This is a genomic window from Microbispora rosea (genome assembly GCF_900156315.1).
GTDB classification, from domain to species: Bacteria; Actinomycetota; Actinomycetes; order Streptosporangiales; family Streptosporangiaceae; genus Microbispora; species Microbispora rosea.
On record NZ_FTNI01000007.1, the window covers coordinates 98,691 to 119,473 of the forward strand.

Sequence of the window (20,783 nt, forward strand, 5' to 3'; positions counted from 1 at the left end):
GCTGCCTACGGGACGGCGGTCTCAGTTCGTGTGCTGGTGACGCATCCGGACCAGCGCGGAGCCGGCGAGGCCCACGACGGCCGCGAGCAGCGCGCAGGCGTAGGAGAAGCCGTACGCGTTGGACGCCCCGAACGCGTCGGTCAGCCGTCCGCCCGCCCAGGAGCCCACGGCCACGCCGAGGTTGATCGAGGTGGTGACCCACGCCATGCCCTCGTTGAGCTGGGTCGCCGGGACCATGCGCTCCACCAGCGAGAACCCGGTGATGATGGTGGGCGAGATGGACAGGCCGGCGACGAACAGCGCCAGCGCCATGACCCGCACGTCGCGCATGAGCAGCACCGGCGTGAGCCCGGCGGCGAACAGCGAAAGCCCGCGGACGAACCGGGAGCGGAGGCTGATCTTCCAGTGCCGCGAGCCGTACCACAGGCCGGAGACCGCGCTGCCGCACGCGATCGACGCGAGCAGCAGACCGGCCGCGCCCTTGCTGCCGTGCTCCTCCGCGAAGGCCACGGTGATGATGTCGACGGAACCGAACACCGCGCCCATGGCCAGGAAGACCGCCGACAGCAGCGCCACGCCCGGGATCGCGATCGGGGACCCGGCCGCCCCCCGGTGCCGTACGGCCGGAGGTTCGGTGCCGCGGAGCGAGGCGAAGGCCAGCGTGCCCGACACGGTCAGCACGATCGCGGCGATCAGGCCCGCGTAGGGGTTGATCGCGATCGTGAGCGCGGTCACGAAGGCTGGGCCGCCAACGAAGATCAGCTCGTCGGCCACGGACTCGAACGAGAAGGCGGTGTGCAGCTTGGCGGGGTCGGCGAGCACGTGCGACCAGCGGGCCCGGACCATCGAGCCGAGCGAGATCCCGGTGGTCCCGGACGCCGCGCCGGCGGCGTACAGCGTCCACTCGGGCATCCCGGAGTGGGCGCACAGCATCAGGACGGTGAGCGAGCAGCCGTGCAGCAGCACCAGCGGGACCAGCACCCGCGCCTGCCCGAACCGGTCCACGAGCCGCCCGGAGAGAGGTCCGGCCACCGCGACCGCGATCGAGAAGGTCGCCGCCACGGCCCCCGCCTTCGCGTACGAGCCGGTGATGGTGGTGATCAGCAGGATGACGCCGATGCCGAGCATCGACATGGGCGCCCGCCCGATGAATCCCGCGATGACGAAGCCCTTGACTCCGGGCGTGCCGAACAGCCCCCGGTACGGCCCGACCATGTTGTGTTTCCCTTCAGCACTGTGGTGCGTGTGCGTCCGGGCCGGCCGTTCGACAGCAGCGGCGGCCCCGGGTGGCTCCGGGACACGCGGACGGCGTTTATCTCCAGTTTGACCCTCGCGTACCCGCCTATCATGAGGCAAGTGATTTTTCCGCGTCGGGGGTGGAGGGGCTGAGGTGAGGTCGTCCACTCATTCCGGCCCCACACGGCTGCGCCCGATCGTGACCGGCCTCGCCGCCGTGATCCTGGGCATCATCGCCGCGGGCACCGCCTTCCTGGTCACCTGGCCGGGTGACGGCGCGATGGCGGCAGGCGGCGCCAGGGCGGAGACGGACCGCACGCGGGACGACAACCCCCTTCCGGCCGCGCGGGCGACGGCGAAAAGCCTCGTGCCCGACCGCACGCTGCCGTCGAGCGCGCCCGTCGTCGGCGGGCCCGGCGTGCAGGTCACGCTGCCGCACCTGCTGGCGATCTCCCCGAAGCGGGTGCCGCAGAGCACCCTGTTGAAGATCGCCAAGCTGCGGCACGTGCAGAAGGTGGCGGTCGCCGACGGCGGCGAGGTGCGCGTGTCCGGCACGGCCCTGCGGCTGCTCGCGGTCGACCCGGCCACGTTCCGGTCGTGGACGCCGAAGAACGTGGCCGATCACCCGGAGGTGTGGAGCGCGCTCGCGCGGGGCGAGCTGGTCGGCGACGCGGCGGCGATCAAGCGTTTCGGCATGGTGCTCGGCGCGGAGTACCAGATCGACCGGGGCCCCAGGCTGCGCGTGGCGGCCTCCGCCTCGCTCGGGCTGCCCGGCGTGGACGGCCTGGTCAGCCAGGACCTGGGCCGCAGGCTCGGCTTCCCCGGCGGCGTCGTGGTGCTGGTCCACGGGGACCCGGGCAAGGTGAGCGACAAGGCGGTCGCGCGCCTGCTCGGCAAGGGCGCGCAGGTCGTGCGGGTCGGCGCTGCCGCCGTCCCGCCGCGGGCCACGGCGACCCCGGGACGGGCCCTGGTGGGCCGGCCCACGAGCTACCTGGACCTCTACCAGCGGTCCGCCACCGTCTGCCCCGGCCTCTCGTGGACCGTCCTCGCCGCGATCGGCCAGGTCGAGAGCAGCCACGGCCGCAACAACGGCCCCTCGTCGGCGGGGGCGCTCGGGCCGATGCAGTTCATGCCCGCCACCTGGAAGGCGTACGGCGTGGACGGCGACGGCGACGGCGAGGCGGACATCTGGAGCCCCTACGACGCGGTGCCGTCGGCCGCCAAATACCTGTGCGCCAACGGGGCCGGCGCGGGCGGCGACAAGCTCAGGAAGGCCGTGTGGTTCTACAACCACTCGTGGGACTACGTGAACAAGGTCCTGTCGCTGGCCGAGGCGTACGCCCGCACGTACGCCTCCTGACGCGCGGGGGACCTGCGGGGGACCGGTCCTGTCGTCGCGCTACGGCGCCGCTACCGGCCCGGCCGTGCGGCGGGCCGGACCGGGGCGGGGCAGCAGGTCGCCGCGCACGGCGCGGGCTCGGGCTCGGCCAGCAGCTCGGACACCATCGACACGAACCGCGGGTGGGTGCCCGCGGTCGAGGCCCTGGTGAGGGCCATGCCGAGCTTCTCGGCCGTGGCCGCGGCCTCCACGTCGAGGTCGTAGACGACCTCCATGTGGTCGGAGACGAAGCCGATGGGCACCAGGACGGCCGACCGGACGCCCTCGGCGTGCAGCGCCTCCAGGTGGTCGCAGACGTCGGGCTCCAGCCAGGGCACCTGCGGCGGGCCGCTGCGGCTCTGCCAGACCAGGTCCCAGGACCGCTCCTCGCCCTGCCGTTCCCGGCCGACCTGGGCGGTCACGAGTTCCGCGGCACGCCTGAGCTGCGCCTCGTACGCGCCCCCGGCGGGCCCGGCGGTGCGGGCCATGGAGACGGGGATGCTGTGCGCGGTGAACACGAGCCGGGCCTGCTCGCGGGCGTCGGCGGGCAGCCGGTCGAGGGCCTGGCGGGTGTGGTCGGCCATCGCCGCGATGAAGCCGGGATGGTCGTAGTAGTGGCGGAGCTTGACGATCTCGGGAGCGCCGGGGACGGCGGCGCGGGCGCGGGCGATGTCGTCGAGGTACTGCCGGCAGCTGGAGTAGGAGCTGTAGGCGGCGGTGACGAAGGCCGCCGCCTTGCGGACGCCGTCCTCCTTCATCCGCCGGACCGTGTCCTCGAGGAACGGGTGCCAGTTGCGGTTGCCCCAGTAGACCGGCAGGTCCACGTCGAGGGCGGCGATCAGGTCGCGGCACTGCTGGTTGATCGGGCTGACCCCGCCGAACCCCTGGTAGTGCGCCTCGACCTCAAGCAGCCGCTCGCGCGGCACGCCCCGGCCGCGCACGACGTTCTCCAGGAACGGCATGACGTCCTCGGGCTTCTCCGGCCCGCCGAAGGAGACGACGAGCAGGGCGTCGTATCCGTTGGTGCTCCCCATGCGCCACACCTTACGCGGGTGGTACGACGCTTCCGCCCGCGCCTGACGGCTTGGGTGGTGCGTGCGTCACGGAGTAGGTTCGAGCGGTGAGCCAATTTCCGGACATCCGCGAATACACGGCCCTGCCGCGCATGAACGCCCTGCGGCTGTCACCCGACGGGACCCGGCTCGTGTCCGTGGTCCAGTCGCTCAACCCCGACGGCAAGTCGTACGGCACCGCGCTGTGGGAGATCCCCCAGGATCCCGGGGGCGAGCCCCGCCGGCTGACCCGGTCGGCGAAGGGAGAGGCGGGGGCCGAGTTCGCCCCCGACGGGACCCTGTTCTTCGTCTCCCGGCGGCCCGACGAGACGGCGAAGGAGAGCGGCGGCGACACGGCCGCCCTGTGGCTGCTGCCCGAGCGCGGCGAGCCGGTGCGCGTCGCCACCCGCCCCGGCGGGATCGGCGGCGTCCGGGCGGCCGGCGGCACGGTCGTCTACGCCTCCGAGGTGCTGCCCGGCGACGCCGCCACCGAGGAGGAGCGCCGCAAGGCCCGCGACGAGGCCGGGGTCAGCGCGATCCTGCACGAGGGCTACCCGGTGCGCTACTGGGACCACGACCTCGGCCCTGCGCAGACCAGGTTCTTCGCCGGCCGCGCCGCGCGCGAGGGCCTGGAGGACGTGCGGGACCTCACGCCGGAGCCCGGCGGCGCGCTGGACGAGCACCTGTCGTTCGACGTCACCCCCGACGGGGAGACCGTGGTCGCGACCTGGCGGGTTGCGCTCCCGAGCGGCGACGTGCGCTGGGACCTGGTCGCCGTCGACGTCGCGGACGGATCCCGGCGCACGCTCGCGACGTCCGAAGGGCACGACTTCGCCGGGCCGGTCACGGTGTCGCCGGACGGGCGGCACGTCGCCTGCCTGCGTGAGCACCACGGCACCGAGGAGACGCCGATCGCGCTCGACCTGTGGGTGGTCGACCTGTCCACGGGTGAAGGGCGCGCGGTCGCCGGGGAGGTCTTCCCCGCCTCGGTCGCGTGGGCGCCCTCCTCGCGGGAGCTGTTCTTCGCCGCCGACCACCAGGGCCGCCGGCCGATCTTCCGCGCGACCCTGGACGGCGCGGTCACCAGGCTGACCTCGGACGACGGCGCGTACGCCGAGCTTTGCCCGGCCCCCGACGGTTCGGTCTACGCCCTGCGCGGCGCGATCGACTCGCCGCCGCGTCCGGTGCGGGTGGCCCCCGGCGGGTCGGTCACCACGCTGCCCTCGCCCACGCCGCCGCTCGACCTGCCCGGCACGCTGACCGAGGTGACCGCGACGGCCGAGGACGGGACCGAGATCCGGGGCTGGCTGGTCGTCCCCGCGGACGCGACCGCCGAGGACCCGGCGCCGTTCCTGCTGTGGATCCACGGCGGCCCGGTGTCGAGCTGGAACGACTGGAGCTGGCGCTGGAACCCCTGGATCATGGCGCGGCACGGCTACGCCGTGCTGTTGCCCGACCCCTGCATGTCCACGGGCTACGGCCAGGACATGATCCAGCGGGGCTGGGGCGACTGGGGGCCGGTGACCCACGCCGACCTCATGGCGATCACTGACGAGTGCCTCAAGCGGCCGGAGATCGACGAGCAGCGGACGGCGGCGATGGGCGGCTCGTTCGGCGGCTACATGGCGAACTGGGTCGCCGGCCACACCGACAGGTTCCGGGCCATCGTGACGCACGCGTCGCTGTGGAACCTGGACCAGTTCGCCGGCACCACCGACGGCGCCAACTTCTGGCAGCGCGAGTTCGGCGCCCTCGGGTCCGCCCGGTACGCCCGGCTGTCGCCCCACCGGTGGCTGGGAGAGATCAGGACGCCGATGCTGGTGATCCACGGCGACAGGGACTACCGCGTGCCGATCGGCGAGGGCCTGCGGCTGTGGTGGGACCTCCAGCGCTCGGGGGTCGAGTCGAAGTTCCTCTACTTCCCGGACGAGAACCACTGGGTGCTCAAGCCCGGCAACGCCGTCGCCTGGTACGAGACCGTCCTGGCCTTCCTGGCTCAGCACGTCCTGGGCGAGGAGTGGACCCGGCCGCCGTCCCTCACCTGACGGGTGAATGGCGGTACATCCTGGTTTGGGAGGATGTCATCCGTGCGGCCGACGCCCGAGCCGGGCGCCGGCCGCTTCGGTGGCAGCACGTACGAGGAGGGGGCAGGCCAGGATGGACGAGCGGGAGTACCGGCATGACCGGGCGCGGGCGGAGGAGCTGCTGGAGCTGGCGACCGGCATAGCGGAGGAGGCCGGCCAGATGCTCCTCGCGAAGCGGCCCGCGCGGCCCGAGGTGCTCGCCACCAAGTCGAGCCCCACCGACGTCGTCACCGCGCTCGACCGGGCGGCGGAGGAACTGATCCGCGCCAGGATCGCCGAGGCCAGGCCGCACGACGCCGTCCTCGGCGAGGAGGGCGGCGACACCCCGGGCGAGGGCGGCGTCCGGTGGGTCGTCGACCCCATCGACGGCACCGTCAACTTCCTGTACGGCCTGCCGGACTGGGCGGTCAGCATCGGCGTGGAGGTGGACGGCGAGATCGTCGCCGGAGTGGTGCACAACGTGCCGCGCGGCGAGTTGTTCACCGCGTCGAAGGGCGGCGGCGCCTGGCTGAGGGGCGAGCGGCTGCGCTGCAACACCGGCGTCCCGCTGGCCAAGGCCCTCGTCGCCACCGGGTTCGGCTACGCGGCCGGACGGCGCCGGGTGCAGGCCGAGGTGCTGGCGCAGGTGGTCCCCCAGGTCAGGGACATCCGGCGCGGCGGCTCGTGCGCGGTGGATCTCTGCTCGGTCGCCGCGGGCCGGGTCGACGCCTACTACGAGCGCGGCGCCAACTACTGGGACCACGCGGCGGCGGGCCTGATCGCCGCGGAGGCCGGGGCCCGCATCGCCGGTCTGAACGGCAGGCCGGTCAGTCCCGAGATGGTGCTGTGCGCGGCCCCGGGGCTCTTCGAGGAGCTGCACGACCTGCTCGTCCCCCTCGACCCCGAGCGCGACTGACGCGCCCGATCGGGGCGCCACTCTTCGGCCGGCCTGCCGACCCGGCCGTCTTCCGCGGAATTCGCGCCGAGTTCGTCCCGAGTTCGTCCCGAGTTCGGGTCGAGTTCGGGTCGAGTTCGCTCCGGCTTCGCCCTGGGTACAGGCGAGGGGGCCCGCCGTATGGCGGGCCCCCTCGTCAGTGTCGGTTCCGGTCAGCGCTGGATGGCAATGCCGTGATCTTCGGCGAGGCGGTGCAGGTCCTCGATCTCGGCGGTGAGGGTGTCGGCGAGGAAGTCGTCCCCGCTCGTGGTGGCCTCTTCAAGACCCTTGTAGGCCTGGTCGAGCCTGGTTTCGATCGTGGTCGTGAACTCGCCCATCTCACCTTCTTTCTCAGGGGGCGAAAACGTGTCACGGGGGGCTCCGGCACGGATCCTGCGGAGAGGCGCGCCCTTCCCCGGCACACGACAATGGAGGGTGTCACGGGCCTTACCCATGTCCGGAGCGACCGTAAACCTGTGAATTTCTGTGCTCTACGTCACGTAGAGCGCAGGAACCGCTTACCGGCGGCTTACGTCGGATATAGCCACAATGAGGGGCCGTCGTGCCAGCTAGGAGGACTTGATGCGCGTGCTTGTGGTGGAGGACGAGCGGGTGCTCGCGGACGCGATCGCGACCGGCCTCCGCCGGGAGGCGATGGCCGTGGACGTCGCCTACGACGGCGCCGCCGCCCTGGAGAAGACCGGCTACATCGACTACGACGTGATCGTGCTCGACCGTGACCTGCCCAAGGTGCACGGCGACGAGGTGGCCCGCCGCCTGGTCGCCCAGCGGTCGGCCTCGCGGATCATCATGCTGACGGCCGCGGGCGACGTGGACGACAAGGTCGAGGGGCTGGAGCTGGGCGCCGACGACTATCTGGCCAAGCCGTTCGTGTTCATGGAGCTCGTGGCCCGGGTGCGCGCGCTCGGCCGCAGGTCCGCGCCGCCGCTGCCGCCCGTGCTCGAACGCGCCGGCATCCGGCTCGACCCCGGCAGGCGCCAGGTGACGAGGGACGAGGCCGAGATCCACCTCACCAAGAAGGAGTTCGCGGTGCTGGAGGAGCTGATGCGGGCCGAGGGCGCCGTCGTCAGTCAGGAGGACCTGCTCGACAAGGCGTGGGACGAGAACATCGACCCGTTCACCAACGTGGTCAGGGTGACCATGATGACGCTGCGCAAGAAACTGGGTGATCCGCCGGTCATCGAGACCGTGCCCGGTGTCGGGTACCGGCTGTGAGGACCCGCGCCACCGCCACGTCCCGGGGGAGGGGGCCCTGTGAGCGAACCGCGTGACGCCTCCGAGACGAGGACGCCCCAGATCCTCCCGCCGCCCGGGCAGCCGGACGCCGCCACGCCCTCGCCGGACGCGGCGGTCCCGGCCGGCGACCGGAGCCCGGCGGGTCCCACCCGCAGGATGTCGAGCCCGATGGGCACCGGTCCCTACCGCAGTCAGGTGCCGCCGCCGCCCAGCGGCCCGCCCGCCTGGGACGGCCCGCCGCCGCTGGTCGCCCATCCCGTGCAGCGGGGCAACCTGCTCAACGAGATCAGGTCGCTGCAGAACCGCGTCAGCATCCGCTGGCGGCTGACCCTCACGTACGCCGCGCTGGTCTTCGTCGCCGGCGCGCTGCTGGTGATGGTCATGTACGTGCTGATCGGCCAGGCGATCGACATCGGCTGGCAGAGTGTGCCGCAGATCATCTTCCCGCGCGGGAGCGTGCCGCAGGAGTGGATCGACGAGGCCAACCACCAGTTCGCCCAGTCGCAGGCGGAGGTCACCGCGGTGGCGCGGGCCGAGCTGCTGAAGCGGGCGCTGCTGGCGCTGCTGGGCGTGGGGATCCTGGCGCTGATGCTGGGATACCTCGTGGCCGACCGGGCGCTGCGGCCCGTCATCAAGATGACGGCGACCGCGCGGAAGCTGTCGGAGACCTCGCTCGCCCACGAGCGCATCGACCTCCAGGGCCCCGACGACGAGCTGAAGGAGCTGGCCGACACCTTCGACGCGATGCTCATCCGGCTCAACACCGCCTTCGACGCCCAGCGGAGGTTCGTGGACAACGCATCCCACGAGCTGCGGACGCCGCTCGCGATCAACCGTACGGTGCTGGAGGTGGCTCTGTCCGACCCCGAGGCGTCGGACGACCTCAAGGTGCTCGGGCGCACGCTCCTCGGCACCACCGCACGCAACGAGCGCCTGATCGAGGGTCTGCTGCTGCTCGCCCGCAGCGAGCGTCAGCTGTCGGTGCGAAAGCCCGTGGACGTCCAGGAGGTGGCCAGGACGGCGGTGGAGCAACTGGCCCCCTTCGCCGAGGAAGAGGGCGTCACGGTCGAGCACGACCTCCACCCGGCGGCCACGACGGGTGATCCGGTTCTCATAGAACGCTGTGTCTCCAACCTCGTCGAGAACGGCATCAAGCACAATCTTGGCGAGTCCGGAAAAGTATGGGTCCGGTCGGGAATTGTCGACGGGGGTGCGGTTGTTCAGGTCGCGAACACGGGACCGCACGTTCCCGCGTACGAGGTGGAGAGCCTGTTCGAGCCGTTCCGGCGGCTGAATGCCGACCGGGTTCAATCCGCCAAGGGCGCGGGTCTCGGTCTGTCCATCGTGCGCGCGATCGTCCGCGCGCACGGCGGAACGGTCGCCGCCGTCCCCCGCGACGGGGGCGGTCTCGTGGTGACGGTGCGTCTCTCCAGAGCCGGGGCATCTCCGGGGACGCCGCAGTCGGCGCGCTGATGGAGCGAGCACGCCGTACATGTGGTTGGATGTGCCGTCGAACGCGGTGGGGATACCGCCGATACTGTGGTTTTCGCCATATTTGGCTAACCGCAGTCCCCGGTGGGATGCCCCTCGCGTGTCGGAAGGTTCAGGGTTCGTTCAAGCGGGTACCGAATGCACAATTTACCGGCCCCCGCGGGCACAACACCGGCCTTCCGAGCGTTATCCACGCGCGACACAGGCGCAGGCAGATAGATGAGGGGGATGGAGTAGCAGATGGCTACCGACTACGACAGCCCGCGTAAGACCGACGACGATCTGAACGAGGACAGCCTTCAAGAACTCCAGGCGCGTAGGAGCGACAAGTCGTCGGGCAGCATCGACATCGACGAGACCGATCTGGCCGAGTCGCTGGAGCTGCCGGGGGCGGACCTGTCGAACGAGGAGCTCTCGCTGCGGGTGATTCCTCGGCAGGCCGATGAATTCACCTGCTCGCGGTGCTTCCTGGTGCACCACCGCAGCCAGCTGGCCTCGGAGAAGAACGGCCAGCAGGTCTGCCGCGAGTGCGCCGCCTAGGAGACCCTTGGGAGGGTCCGTGACTTCAGCAGCGGATGAACCAAACAACGAGGTGGCCGACCTGGTCGGCAAACTCGTCGCCCCTGAGGAGACGGACGGGGCCGAGCGGCGTCGGCTGCTCGGCCGCCTCAGCGGGGCCTTGGCACGGTCCGCAGGAAAGGCACGAGAACGGGGAGTCGGCCGGGGGCGGTGGCTGGCCGACGTCTTCATGAACATCGCCCCGCGGTTACCGGTCAGGGACTACGAGACGCTGCGGGACCACCACTACGGGCTCACCGGCGAGCAGCTCGCCGACGACCTCGTCCGCACCGCCGCGAAGGCGACGATGGCGGTAGGCGCGGTCGGCGGAGCGCTCGCCGCGGCCGAGTTCGCCGCCCCGCCGCTCCTGCTGTCCGCACCCGCCCAGATCGTGGCCGAGACGCTGGTCGTCGCGGCCATAGAAGTGAAGCTTCTCGCCGAACTGCACGAGGTGTACGGCGTGAAGGTCCCAGGCAACGGCACCCAGAGGGCGGCCGCGTTCGCGCTCGCCTGGTCGAAGCAGCGGGGCGTCAACCCCCTCGCCCCCGGCTCGGCCACGATCGCACTCGGGACCGCCGCCAAGACCGCGCTGCGCAACCGCCTGATGCGCACGCTCGGTCGCCACCTCACCACGCTCGGCCCCTTCCTGACCGGCGCCGTGGCCGGCGGCGCGCTGAACCGGGCCGCCACCAGGAAACTCGCCGGCGCGGTGCGCGCGGACCTGCGCCGCCAGCACGCCCTGCCGCCCGGTTGACCCCCTGACACCCGCCACCCGGGCGACATCCCGCCGCCGGGCCGAACTCCCCTCCCGCGCCGGTCCCCGTCCCGGGTACGGGCCCTTCTCCGTCCGGTCTCCGTCCCCCTGGCGACGCGGCGGCCCCGGTGCCCGTCCCAATCGGCGATCTCCGGCCGTCCTGATCTTCCAGGTAGAGAAGTGTCACTGATTGGTCTAAACCTCTTGCCGACCCCGTATGAGCTGCGTGAGATCATTCTCACAGCCACACGCGTGGATTGTGCACGTTCTTACGGGTATGGGGGTGCCTGGTGACTTTCCGTATGGTGGTCACAGGCGACCACCTGGAGGGGATTCATGCGTGGCACCAGCTCGTTTCTGATCGTCGCGAACCGGCTGCCGGTCGATCGTGTGGGCGAAAACGAATGGCGGCGCAGCCCGGGCGGGCTCGTGACCGCCATCGCGCCCGTCATGCAACGGCGTGACGGGGCCTGGCTCGGCTGGACCGGGGCGGCGGGAGAGGAGCTGAAGCCCTTCGACCACGACGGGATGCACCTGATCCCCATCCCGCTGTCGCAGCTCGAGGTCGAGCTGTACTACGAAGGCTTCTCCAACGCCACGCTGTGGCCGCTCTACCATGACGTGGTCGCCACGCCGGTCTACTCGCGCGTGCTCTGGGACGCCTACCGGGCGGTCAACGACCGGTTTGCCCGCGCGGCCGCGGAGGCCGCCGCGCCCGGCGCCGTCGTGTGGGTGCAGGACTACCAGCTCCAGCTCGTGCCCGCGATGCTGCGGAAACTGCGGCCCGACCTGAAGATTGGGTTCTTCCTGCACATCCCGTTCCCGCCGGGCGAGCTGTTCTACCAGCTGCCCTGGCGCAACGAGATCCTCGAAGGACTGCTCGGGGCCGATCTCGTGGGCTTCCAGCGGCCGGGCGGCGCCGCCAACTTCCTGCGCCTGTGCCGCCGCCTGCTCGGCGTGCAGCACCTCCGCAACGCGATCCAGCTCGGGGACCGGGCGGTCCGGGCCGAGTCGTTCCCGATCTCGGTCGACTTCGGCGAGATGGACCAGCTCGTCCGCGAGCCGCGCGTCCAGCAGCGGGCCAAGGAGATCCGCGCCGAGCTGGGCGATCCCGAGCACGTGCTGCTCGGCGTCGACCGGCTCGACTACACCAAGGGCATCGGCCAGCGGCTCAAGGCGTTCGGCGAGCTGCTCGACGACGGCGCGATCAAGCCGGACGAGGCGGTCTTCGTGCAGGTGGCCACGCCCACCCGCGAGCGGGTCGCCGAGTACATCCGGCTGCGCAACGACATCGAGCTGAGGGTGGGGCGCATCAACGGCGAGCACGGCGTGCTCGGCCGCATGCCGATCTCCTACCTCCACCAGTCGTACAACAAGGAGGAGCTGGCGGCGCTCTACTGCGCGGCCGACGTCATGGTCGTCACGCCGCTGCGCGACGGCATGAACCTCGTCGCCAAGGAGTACGTCGCCTGCCGTCACGACCTGCGCGGGGCGCTCGTGCTGAGCGAGTTCGCCGGCGCGGCCGACGAGCTGCGCCAGGCCTACATGGTCAACCCGTACGACATCGCCGGCATGAAGCGGACGATGCTGACGGCGATGCGGGCGACCCCGCACGAGCTGGCGCGCCGGATGCGCTCGCTCAGGCGCAGGGTCGCGACCTACGACGTGGACAGGTGGGCCAGCGACTTCCTCAAGGCCCTGGAGTCCGGGGAGCCGGCCGCCTCTAGGGAGTGAGGTCCCGGGCGGCGTCCTTCCAGGAGCGCCACTTCTTCGCCGCCGAGCGCGTGACGATGATTCGCGTGATCTCCATGCCCAGGCCCATCACCACGGCGTACGCGATCGCCTCGCCGAGTCCGATGTCGGGGGAGTCGACGCTCGCCGGCGGCTCCTTGCCGGTCGCCTTCTGCCACGCGAACGACAGCACCTTGCGCGAGCAGAAGCCGACCGCCAGGCCGAGCAGGCCGCCGACGATCCGCCACTGCATGTCGGGCTTGTCCGTCGCGCCGAGTTCGCGCTTGGCCTCTCGAGCCATGTCCGCCATGATTCCTCCTCGATAACGACCTTAGTGTCTCCCCGCGGGGTGACGGTCCACGCCATACCATGTGGTGGCATGACCGAACAGCGACTCCACGCAGCCATGCCCGAGAAACCGACACTCGACGGCTTGGAAGCGGTATGGGTAGCGCGCTGGGAGGCCGAGGGCACCTACCGGTTCGACCGGTCCCGGGGCAGGGACGAGGTCTACTCCATCGACACCCCGCCGCCCACCGTGTCCGGGTCCCTTCACGTGGGGCACGTCTTCTCCTACACGCATACGGACACGATCGCCCGCTACCAGCGGATGCGGGGGCGCGAGGTCTTCTACCCGATGGGGTGGGACGATAACGGGCTGCCCACCGAGCGCCGCGTGCAGAACCACTTCGGCGTTCGCTGCGACCCCTCCATGCCGTACGACCCGGACTTCACGCCGCCGGAGAAGCCGGACGCCAAGCGGCAGGTGCCGATCTCGCGGCGCAACTTCATCGAGCTGTGCGAGCGGCTGACCGCCGAGGACGAGAAGGCGTTCGAGGAGCTGTGGCGCCGTCTCGGCCTGTCGGTGGACTGGTCGATGACCTACGCCACGATCGACGCGGGCGCCCGGGCGGCGTCCCAGCGGGCGTTCCTGCGCAACCTCGCCCGCGGCGAGGCGTACGTCGCCGAGGCCCCGACGCTGTGGGACGTGACGTTCCGTACGGCCGTGGCCCAGGCCGAGCTGGAGGACCGGGAGTGGCCCGGCGCCTTCCACCGCATCGGGTTCGAGCGGTCGTCCGGCGGCGACATGGTCTGGATCGAGACCACCCGTCCCGAGCTGATCCCGGCCTGCGTGGCGCTGGTCGCCCACCCCGACGACGAGCGCTACCGGCCGCTGTTCGGCACCACCGTCCGCACCCCGGTCTTCGAGGTCGAGGTGCCGATCGTGGCCCACCACCTCGCCGAGCCGGACAAGGGCTCGGGCATCGCGATGATCTGCACCTTCGGCGACGTCACCGACGTCACCTGGTGGCGCGAGCTCGACCTGCCCACCCGGCCGGTGATCGGCTGGGACGGCCGCCTGCTCCCCGAGCCGCCGCAGGGCGTGCCGGCCGAGCCGTACGCCGAGCTGGCCGGCAAGACCGTGCACAGCGCGCGCGAGCGCATCGTGGAGATGCTGCGCGAGTCCGGCCATCTGGACGGCGAGCCGCGCAAGATCCAGCGGCCGGTGAAGTTCTACGAGAAGGGCGACCGGCCCCTCGAGATCGTCACCACCCGGCAGTGGTACATCCGCAACGGCGGCAGGGACGCGAAGCTGCGCGCCGAGCTGCTGGAGCGCGGCCGGGAGCTGGAGTGGCACCCGCCGCACATGCGGGTCAGGTACGACAACTGGGTGGAGGGCCTGGCGGGCGACTGGCTGATCTCCCGCCAGCGGTTCTTCGGCGTGCCGATCCCGGTCTGGTATCCGCTCGACGCCGACGGCGAGCCGATCCACGAGGCGCCGATCGTCCCGCCCGAGTCGGCGCTGCCGGTGGACCCGTCCAGCGACGTGCCGCCCGGCTTCTCCGAGGACCAGCGGGGCAAGCCGCTCGGCTTCACCGCCGACCCCGACGTCATGGACACCTGGGCGACCTCGTCGCTGAGCCCGCAGATCGCCGCCGGGTGGGAGCGCGACGACGACCTGTTCCGCCGCGTGTTCCCGATGGACCTGCGGCCCCAGGCCCACGAGATCATCCGTACCTGGCTGTTCTCCACGGTCGTGCGGTCGCACCTGGAGCACGGCGGGCTGCCCTGGCGGCACGCGGCGATCTCCGGGTGGATCCTCGACCCCGACCGCAAGAAGATGTCGAAGTCCAAGGGCAACGTGGTCACGCCCATGGGCCTGCTGGAGGAGTACGGCTCCGACGCGGTCCGCTACTGGGCCGCGAACGGGCGTCCAGGCACCGACACTGCCTTCGACACCGGGCAGATCAAGATCGGCCGCCGGCTGGCCATCAAGATCCTCAATGCGTCGAAGTTCGTGCTCGGCTTCCGGTCCGAGGGCGGCGGCGAGGTGACCGAGCCGGTCGACCTGTCGATGCTGGCCGCGCTGGGGGCGGTCGTCGCCGAGGCCGGCGAGGCGTTCGAGTCGTACGACTACACCAGGGCGCTGGAGCGGACCGAACGCTTCTTCTGGTCGTTCTGCGACGACTACGTGGAGCTGGTCAAGGCCCGCGCGTACGAGGGGGACCCCTCGGCCGTCGCGGCCCTGCGGCGGGCGCTCGACGTGCTGCTGCGGCTGTTCGCGCCGTTCCTGCCCTTCGTGACCGAGGAGGTCTGGTCGTGGTGGCGGGAGGGCTCGGTGCACCGCGAGCCGTGGCCGTCCCCCCAGGAGCTGCCCGAGGCGCGGTACGGCGATCCCGCGGTGCTGGACGCCGTGGCGGAGGTGCTCCGCCGGGTGCGGCGGGCCAAGTCCGAGGCGCGGCTGTCGATGCGGGCCGAGGTCGCCCGGCTCACCGTGTCGGGCATCCAGGCGGACCTCGTCCGGCAGGCCCAGGACGACCTGTGCGCCGCCGGCAACGTCGAGGAGTTCGTCCTCGTACCCGGTGACGGGCCGCTCGACGCGGTCGCCGAGCTGACCGCCTGAGGCCGCCTGGGCTCACCGCCTGAGACCGCCGCCCTACCCCTGGGTGCGGCGGCGGCCGGCGAATTTCTTTGGGACGTTCCAGGACGTTCCCGGGCGTTTCGGTGCGCGGGCGGGGGACCGCGGAGGGTTCGAGGCGGAACGGCCGCCATAGGCGGGTAAAACGGCTGCGCGTCTCGCCCGCCGACATGCCAGGCTGGATCCGTGATCCCGTCTAAGCGCAGTACCACGGAGAGGGTCCCGCCGACGCTGGCCACGATGGCCGCGTGGAGCTGGCGGCTGCTGCTGCTCGGCGGGATGGTCTACGTCCTGTGGCTGATCATCGAGAGAATCAGCTTCGTCGTCATGCCGGTGGTCGTCGCGCTGTTGCTCGCGGCCCTGCTTCACCCGCTGACCCGGCGGCTGCGCGCCACCGGGCTCCGGCCTATCTACGCGACATGGATCACGATGCTGCTCGGCCTCGCGCTGATCGTCGGCATCGGGTTCCTGATCGGCGTGCGGGCGAACGAGGAGTTCCCGCGGCTGGTCCTGCAGATCCAGGTGACCGTGCGCAACGTGCAGGACTGGCTGCTCCACGGCCCCCTCCACCTGAAGGAGGCGCAGATCGCCGACTTCGTGGACCAGCTCAGCAGCCAGGTGACCCAATACCGCAGCCAGATCACCAGCACGGTGCTGAGCGGCGCCACCGCGGTCGTCGAGGTGCTCACCTCCATCGTGCTGATCCTGTTCGTGACCTTCTTCCTGCTGAAGGACGGCGACCGGATCTGGGCCTGGTTCCTGCGCGCCTTCGGCGGCGCCGCGCCGCGCGTGGACCAGGCGGGCCGCGCCGCCTGGGCGACGATCTCCCACTACGTGCACGGCACGGTCGCGGTCGCGGCCATCCACGGGCTCGTGATCGGCGTGGTGCTCGCGGGGATGCAGGTGCCGTTGTGGGCGCCCCTCGCGGTGCTGGTCTTCCTCGCCAGCTTCATCCCGATCGTCGGCATCCTGTTCGCGGGCACCATCGCGACGCTGGTGACCTTCGGGTCCCGGGGCTGGTTCCTGGCGCTGATCTTCGTGGGCGTCCTCGTGGTCGAGCAGCAGCTGGAGAACCACGTGCTCCAGCCGCTCATCGTGGGCCGGGCCCTGGAGTTCCACCCTCTGGCGATCATCCTCGTCCTCGCGGTGGGCGGCGTGCTCGGCGGCATCGCGGGCGCCGTGGTGGCCGTGCCGCTCACGGCGGTCATCTACCGGGCGCTGCCCGAGCTGCGCCGCGGCCGGCCCGCCATCGAACCGGCGGCGGAAGGCGGCCCGCCGGGCGCCGCGGAGCCAGGCGCCGAGGGCGCGTCCCCGCACCCGGAGCCCGGCACCGATGAGCCGGGCGCCGAGGGCGCGTCCGCGCACGCGGAGCCCGGCGCCGCGGAGCCCGCGACCTCCCAGCGCGCCGCCTCCGGTCAGGGCGGGCGGGAACCGGAGACGGCACGCCCGTCCTCCGACTCCGGAGAGGCGGTGTCCCCCCAGCGCAACGGGTAGGGTCTTGCCTCATGAGCTGCCCTGTGCCGAACCCCGGACCGCCGGGCCCGAGAGGGGCCGCGGCCGCCGCTCGCGGGATCGAGGCCGCCCGATGAGCGTCGAGATCCTGATCCACCGGCTCGACCCGGATCTTCCGCTCCCGTCGTACGCGCATCCGGGCGACGCCGGGGCCGACCTGTACGCGGCGGAGGACGTGGAGTTGCTGCCCGGCGAGCGGGCGGTCGTGCGGACCGGCGTCGCCATCGCGTTGCCGGACGGGTACGCCGCCTTCGTCCATCCGCGTTCTGGCCTGGCCGCCCGGCACGGCGTCACGCTGGTCAACGCGCCCGGCACGATCGACGCCGGCTACCGGGGCGAGATCAGGGTGACGATGATCAACACCGATGCCAAGGACCCGGTGCGGCTCCGGCGCGGCGACCGCATCGCCCAGCTCGTCGTCCAGCGGGTGGAGCGGGCGGCGTTCTACGAGGTCGACCGGTTGCCCGGCTCCGTACGGGGCACGAACGGGTTCGGCTCCACAGGGAGCTGACACCGCGGGGCCCGGAAACGGGCCACGATGCGAGGAGAGTGAGAGAAGTGTTGCGACGCCGGCGACGCGCGGAGGAGGAGACCGCACCATCCGTCGTGCGGGGGGAGAGCCCCGCCCCGGCGCGGACGACGGGCCCCTGGGACGCCGATGACGACTACCCGGAGGCCGAGCGCGTGGACCTGGGAGGCCTTCGCCTGCCCGTCGGTCCCGGATTCGAGATCCAGCTCAGCATGGCGGGCGACCAGGTCGACGGTGTGATCGTCCTGGTCGAGGAGAGCGCCCTGCAGGTCAACGTCTTCGCCGCGCCCAAACGCAGCGGGATCTGGGACGAGGTGCGCACCGAGCTCGCCCGTGAAGTGGTGGCCGCGGGCGGCTCGGCGGAGGACCGGGACGGCCCGTTCGGCCCCGAGATCGCGGCCGAGGTGCCCGCGCAGGGCCAGGCGCAGGGACGGCAGCCGGTGCGTTACCTCGGCGTCGACGGGCCGCGCTGGTTCCTCCGCGCCGTGGTCAGCGGCAGGGCGGCGGTCGACCCGGAGGCGGCGCGGACCCTGGAGGACGTCGTGCGCGGCATCGTCGTCGTGCGCGGCGACGAGCCGATGCCGCCCAGGGAGGCGATCCAGCTCCGGCTGCCCGCCGAGGCCCGGCAGGCCATGGAGGAGCAGCAGCAGGGGGCTCGGCAGGAGGAGTTCCGGCCCTTCGAGCGCGGTCCGGAGATCAGCGAGATCCGCTGACGCCCGTCCGGAATGCGCTGGTTGACCGAATCGGGGGGCAAGCCCTGCTCGGCCGTCCTTCTGGCCCGTGGGCGGCTCACGTATGCTGCGGTGGGAAACGACCGGCCTAGGCTGGAAGCCAGGACGACGAATCCCCCGAAGGGGATCGTGAACGAGGAAGCTGGGTGAGTGACCGATGGGCACGCCGGAGCCTGCCAGACGCGGCGGACTGCGGGGCTTCTTCCGAAGGCTGACCACCAGCCAGGCCGAGCTGGAGGCCGCCGAGCTCCAGGAGGACCTGGAGCAGCAGGGGGCCACTCCCATCGCGCGGTGCGGTGAGCGCCAGCGGACGTGCGTGGCGGGCACGCTGCGCACGGTGACCCTCCGCCCGCGCGGCGGCGCGCCCGCCCTCGAGGCGGAGCTGTACGACGGGTCGGACGTTATCGACCTGGTCTGGCTCGGCCGCCGGAAGATCGCCGGCATCGAGCCGGGCCGGGTGGTGCGGGCCGAAGGGCTGGTCAGCGTCCAGGACGGCCGCAAGGTCATGTTCAACCCCCGCTACGAGCTACGCCCGGCCGGTGGCCCTTGATCTCTCAGGAGACCGTATGAGCACAGCGGACATGACGGCCCCCGCGGCGCACGCCACCGTCGAGGCGGCGGTTCGCGCACAGATGAGCAAGGCACTGGGCGGCAAGCGCGGCATCGTCGAGGCGGCCGTGCCCACACTCGCCTTCACCGGCACGTGGGTGGGCACCAACGAGCTGAAGACCTCGCTGATCGTCGGCATCGCCTCGGCGGTGGTGCTCCTTCTGGTGCGGATCGCGCAGCGGACCACACCGCAGTTCGTGCTCAACAGCCTCGTCGGCATCGGAATCGGGGCGTTCTTCGCGGCCCGCACCGGCGACGCCAAGGACGTGTTCCTGCCGGGGATCCTCTACAACGGGGCCTACGCCGCCGGCATGCTGCTGTCGATCGTGGTCCGCTGGCCGATCGTCGGCTTCCTGATCGGCTCGGTGACCGGCGACCCGACGGCCTGGCACAAGGATCCCGCGCTGGTCCGGCTGTGCTCGCGGCTCACGTTGCTGCTCATGCTGCCCTGCCTGCTGCGGGTGGTGATCCAGCTGCCGCTCTACTGGGCGGATCAGGTGACCGCTCTCGGCGTGTCCAAGATCGCTCTGGGCTGGCCGCTGCAGGTCGCGGGGCTCGCCGCGATGGTGTGGGTGCTCGCCCGGGGCCGTACCCCGATCGAGCCGTCGGCGCAGCCGTCCGTCTGACGATCACCCGCAGACGACCGAGGCCCCGGGCGCGCGCCCGGGGCCTCGGTCGTCTGCGGGTCAGGGCCGTCCGTGGGCCGACAGCAGTTCGGTGAGCTCGTCCTCGACCTCCTGGTTGGCCACGAACAGCAGTTCGTCGCCGGCCTCCAGTGGGTCGTCGGCCGAGGGGACCAGCACCCGGCCCTCCCGCAGGATCGCCACGAGGGCGGCGTCCACGGGCCACGGCACCGCGCCCGCCCGCTGGCCCACCACCGGCGCGTCCTCGGCCAGCGTCAGCTCCACCAGGTTGGCCTGGCCCTGCCGGAAGGTCATCAGGCGCACCAGGTCGCCGACGCTGACCGCCTCCTCGACCAGGGCCGACAGCAGGCGCGGGGTGGAGACGGCGACGTCCACGCCCCACGACTCGTTGAACAGCCACTCGTTCTTGGGGTGGTTGACCCGGGCGACCACCCGCGGCACGCCGTACTCGGTCTTGGCGAGCAGCGAGACCACGAGGTTGACCTTGTCGTCGCCGGAGGCGGCGATCACGACCTGGCAGCTGTTGAGCCCGGCCTCGTCCAGCGAGGAGATCTCGCAGGCGTCGGCGAGCAGCCACTCGGCCCGCGGCACGCTGTCGATCTTGATGGCGTGGGGGTCGATGTCGATGAGCAGGACCTCGTGGCCGTTCTCCAAGAGCTCCGCCGCGATGGAGCGGCCGACGGCTCCGGCGCCGGCGATGGTGACGCGCATCAGTGCTCCTCGTCGGACGGCGGGGCGGACAGCGTCTTGTTGATGCGGTCCATGTCGTTCTCGGCGGCGACCAGGTGGAGGATGTCTCCCTCCTGGACGACGGTCGCGTCCTTCGGCACGAGCGCCTCGCCCATGCGGTTGAGGAAGGCCACGCGCGCGCCGGTGACGTTCTCGATCTCCCGGGCCCGGGTGCCGATCCAGCCCTGGTGGAAGGCCACCTCGGCGAGGACGACCGTGCCGGTCGGGTCCCGCCAGAGGGGTTCCGCGCCCTCGGGCAGCACGCGGCGCAGAATCTGGTCGGCGGTCCAGCGGACCGTCGCCACCGTGGGGATGCCGAGCCGCTGGTAGACCTCGGCCCGGCGGGGGTCGTAGATGCGGGCGACCACGTTGTCGACGCCGAACATCTCCCGGGCCACCCGGGCAGAGATGATGTTGGAGTTGTCTCCGCTGCTGACGGCGACGAAGGAGGCGGCCGAGGCGATGCCGGCCTCTTCGAGGACGTCGCGGTCGAAGCCGATGCCCGTCACCCTGCGGCCGCGGAAGCCCGCCCGCAGCCGCCGGAAGGCCTGCGGGTCACGGTCGATCACGGCGACCGAGTGCCCGTTGTCCTCAAGGATGTGCGCCAGGGTCGAGCCGACCCGTCCGCATCCCATGATCACGATATGCATGCTCC

The 20,783-nt window shown here is 71.7% G+C and carries 20 protein-coding genes; 14 read left to right on the forward strand and 6 right to left on the reverse strand.

The window, feature by feature from the left end; translation table 11 throughout:
• Nucleotides 1-21: 21 nt before the first annotated feature.
• Nucleotides 22-1,215, reverse strand: coding sequence for an MFS transporter (locus BXA11_RS12355; RefSeq protein ID WP_076434628.1), 1,194 nt, complete (start codon nt 1,213-1,215; stop codon nt 22-24).
• A 175-nt stretch (nt 1,216-1,390) separates the two neighbouring features.
• On the opposite strand from BXA11_RS12355, the gene BXA11_RS12360 reads away from it, so the two are divergent.
• The gene (locus BXA11_RS12360; RefSeq protein WP_239104965.1) at nt 1,391-2,596 is read left to right on the forward strand and encodes a lytic transglycosylase domain-containing protein; all 1,206 of its coding nucleotides are present in this window, start codon (nt 1,391-1,393) and stop codon (nt 2,594-2,596) included.
• Between the two features lie 50 nt (nt 2,597-2,646).
• Here BXA11_RS12360 and BXA11_RS12365 read toward each other — a convergent pair whose 3' ends face one another.
• On the reverse strand, nt 2,647-3,648 hold the full coding sequence (locus BXA11_RS12365) for a ferrochelatase (protein WP_076434629.1): 1,002 nt from the start codon (nt 3,646-3,648) through the stop codon (nt 2,647-2,649).
• 131 nt (nt 3,649-3,779) lie between these two features.
• On the opposite strand from BXA11_RS12365, the gene BXA11_RS12370 reads away from it, so the two are divergent.
• Nucleotides 3,780-5,711 carry a S9 family peptidase gene (locus BXA11_RS12370; RefSeq protein ID WP_076434767.1) on the forward strand — a complete coding sequence of 644 codons (1,932 nt, stop codon included), beginning with the start codon at nt 3,780-3,782 and terminating at the stop codon, nt 5,709-5,711.
• 112 nt (nt 5,712-5,823) lie between these two features.
• Complete coding sequence (locus BXA11_RS12375) at nt 5,824-6,645, forward strand: inositol monophosphatase family protein (protein ID WP_076434630.1); 822 nt, start codon at nt 5,824-5,826, stop codon at nt 6,643-6,645.
• Nucleotides 6,646-6,836: 191 nt separating this feature from the next.
• Here the strand turns inward: BXA11_RS12375 and BXA11_RS43650 are convergent, their stop codons facing one another.
• Nucleotides 6,837-7,001, reverse strand: a complete 165-nt coding sequence (locus tag BXA11_RS43650) for a hypothetical protein (protein ID WP_167769255.1) — start codon at nt 6,999-7,001, stop codon at nt 6,837-6,839.
• Between the two features lie 244 nt (nt 7,002-7,245).
• Between BXA11_RS43650 and BXA11_RS12380 the strand changes: the two genes are divergently transcribed.
• The 5 genes from BXA11_RS12380 to BXA11_RS12400 all read left to right on the forward strand — a co-directional run bounded on the left by BXA11_RS12380 (nt 7,246) and on the right by BXA11_RS12400 (nt 12,457).
• The gene (locus tag BXA11_RS12380; protein WP_030505492.1) at nt 7,246-7,899 is read left to right on the forward strand and encodes a response regulator transcription factor; all 654 of its coding nucleotides are present in this window, start codon (nt 7,246-7,248) and stop codon (nt 7,897-7,899) included.
• Nucleotides 7,900-7,938: 39 nt separating this feature from the next.
• On the forward strand, nt 7,939-9,393 hold the full coding sequence (locus tag BXA11_RS12385) for a sensor histidine kinase (protein ID WP_239104966.1): 1,455 nt from the start codon (nt 7,939-7,941) through the stop codon (nt 9,391-9,393).
• 258 nt (nt 9,394-9,651) lie between these two features.
• Nucleotides 9,652-9,951: a DUF4193 domain-containing protein gene (locus tag BXA11_RS12390; RefSeq protein WP_030505490.1), complete on the forward strand. Its 300-nt coding sequence runs from the start codon at nt 9,652-9,654 to the stop codon at nt 9,949-9,951.
• A gap of 19 nt (nt 9,952-9,970) precedes the next feature.
• Nucleotides 9,971-10,723, forward strand: coding sequence for a hypothetical protein (locus tag BXA11_RS12395; protein WP_076434631.1), 753 nt, complete (start codon nt 9,971-9,973; stop codon nt 10,721-10,723).
• 336 nt (nt 10,724-11,059) lie between these two features.
• Nucleotides 11,060-12,457, forward strand: coding sequence for an alpha,alpha-trehalose-phosphate synthase (UDP-forming) (locus BXA11_RS12400; RefSeq protein WP_076434632.1), 1,398 nt, complete (start codon nt 11,060-11,062; stop codon nt 12,455-12,457).
• On the opposite strand, the gene BXA11_RS12405 is transcribed toward BXA11_RS12400, so the two are convergent.
• Nucleotides 12,447-12,764: a DUF4235 domain-containing protein gene (locus BXA11_RS12405; RefSeq protein WP_030505487.1), complete on the reverse strand. Its 318-nt coding sequence runs from the start codon at nt 12,762-12,764 to the stop codon at nt 12,447-12,449. The two genes, BXA11_RS12400 and BXA11_RS12405, sit on opposite strands and share 11 nt — an antisense overlap.
• Before the next feature lie 69 nt (nt 12,765-12,833).
• Here BXA11_RS12405 and valS point away from each other — a divergent pair, with 69 nt between their 5' ends.
• The 6 genes from valS (at nt 12,834) to BXA11_RS12435 (ending at nt 19,381) form a co-directional block, all read left to right on the forward strand.
• A complete protein-coding gene (gene valS, locus BXA11_RS12410) occupies nt 12,834-15,359 on the forward strand; it encodes a valine--tRNA ligase (protein WP_076434633.1) in 2,526 nt (841 codons plus the stop codon).
• Nucleotides 15,360-15,614: 255 nt separating this feature from the next.
• Complete coding sequence (locus BXA11_RS12415) at nt 15,615-16,868, forward strand: AI-2E family transporter (protein WP_076434634.1); 1,254 nt, start codon at nt 15,615-15,617, stop codon at nt 16,866-16,868.
• A gap of 91 nt (nt 16,869-16,959) precedes the next feature.
• Nucleotides 16,960-17,397 (forward strand): dUTP diphosphatase, encoded by a 438-nt coding sequence (gene dut, locus BXA11_RS12420; RefSeq protein ID WP_030505484.1) that lies wholly within the window; start codon nt 16,960-16,962, stop codon nt 17,395-17,397.
• 47 nt (nt 17,398-17,444) lie between these two features.
• Nucleotides 17,445-18,128: a DUF3710 domain-containing protein gene (locus tag BXA11_RS12425; RefSeq protein WP_083744179.1), complete on the forward strand. Its 684-nt coding sequence runs from the start codon at nt 17,445-17,447 to the stop codon at nt 18,126-18,128.
• Between the two features lie 175 nt (nt 18,129-18,303).
• Nucleotides 18,304-18,696, forward strand: coding sequence for an OB-fold nucleic acid binding domain-containing protein (locus tag BXA11_RS12430; RefSeq protein WP_030505482.1), 393 nt, complete (start codon nt 18,304-18,306; stop codon nt 18,694-18,696).
• Nucleotides 18,697-18,712: 16 nt separating this feature from the next.
• Nucleotides 18,713-19,381 carry a DUF3159 domain-containing protein gene (locus BXA11_RS12435; RefSeq protein WP_030505481.1) on the forward strand — a complete coding sequence of 223 codons (669 nt, stop codon included), beginning with the start codon at nt 18,713-18,715 and terminating at the stop codon, nt 19,379-19,381.
• A 60-nt stretch (nt 19,382-19,441) separates the two neighbouring features.
• Here the strand turns inward: BXA11_RS12435 and BXA11_RS12440 are convergent, their stop codons facing one another.
• Nucleotides 19,442-20,110: a potassium channel family protein gene (locus tag BXA11_RS12440; RefSeq protein ID WP_076434636.1), complete on the reverse strand. Its 669-nt coding sequence runs from the start codon at nt 20,108-20,110 to the stop codon at nt 19,442-19,444.
• Nucleotides 20,110-20,778 carry a potassium channel family protein gene (locus BXA11_RS12445; protein ID WP_030505479.1) on the reverse strand — a complete coding sequence of 223 codons (669 nt, stop codon included), beginning with the start codon at nt 20,776-20,778 and terminating at the stop codon, nt 20,110-20,112. The genes BXA11_RS12440 and BXA11_RS12445 overlap by 1 nt, the downstream gene beginning before the upstream one ends.
• Between the last annotated feature and the right edge of the window lie 5 nt (nt 20,779-20,783).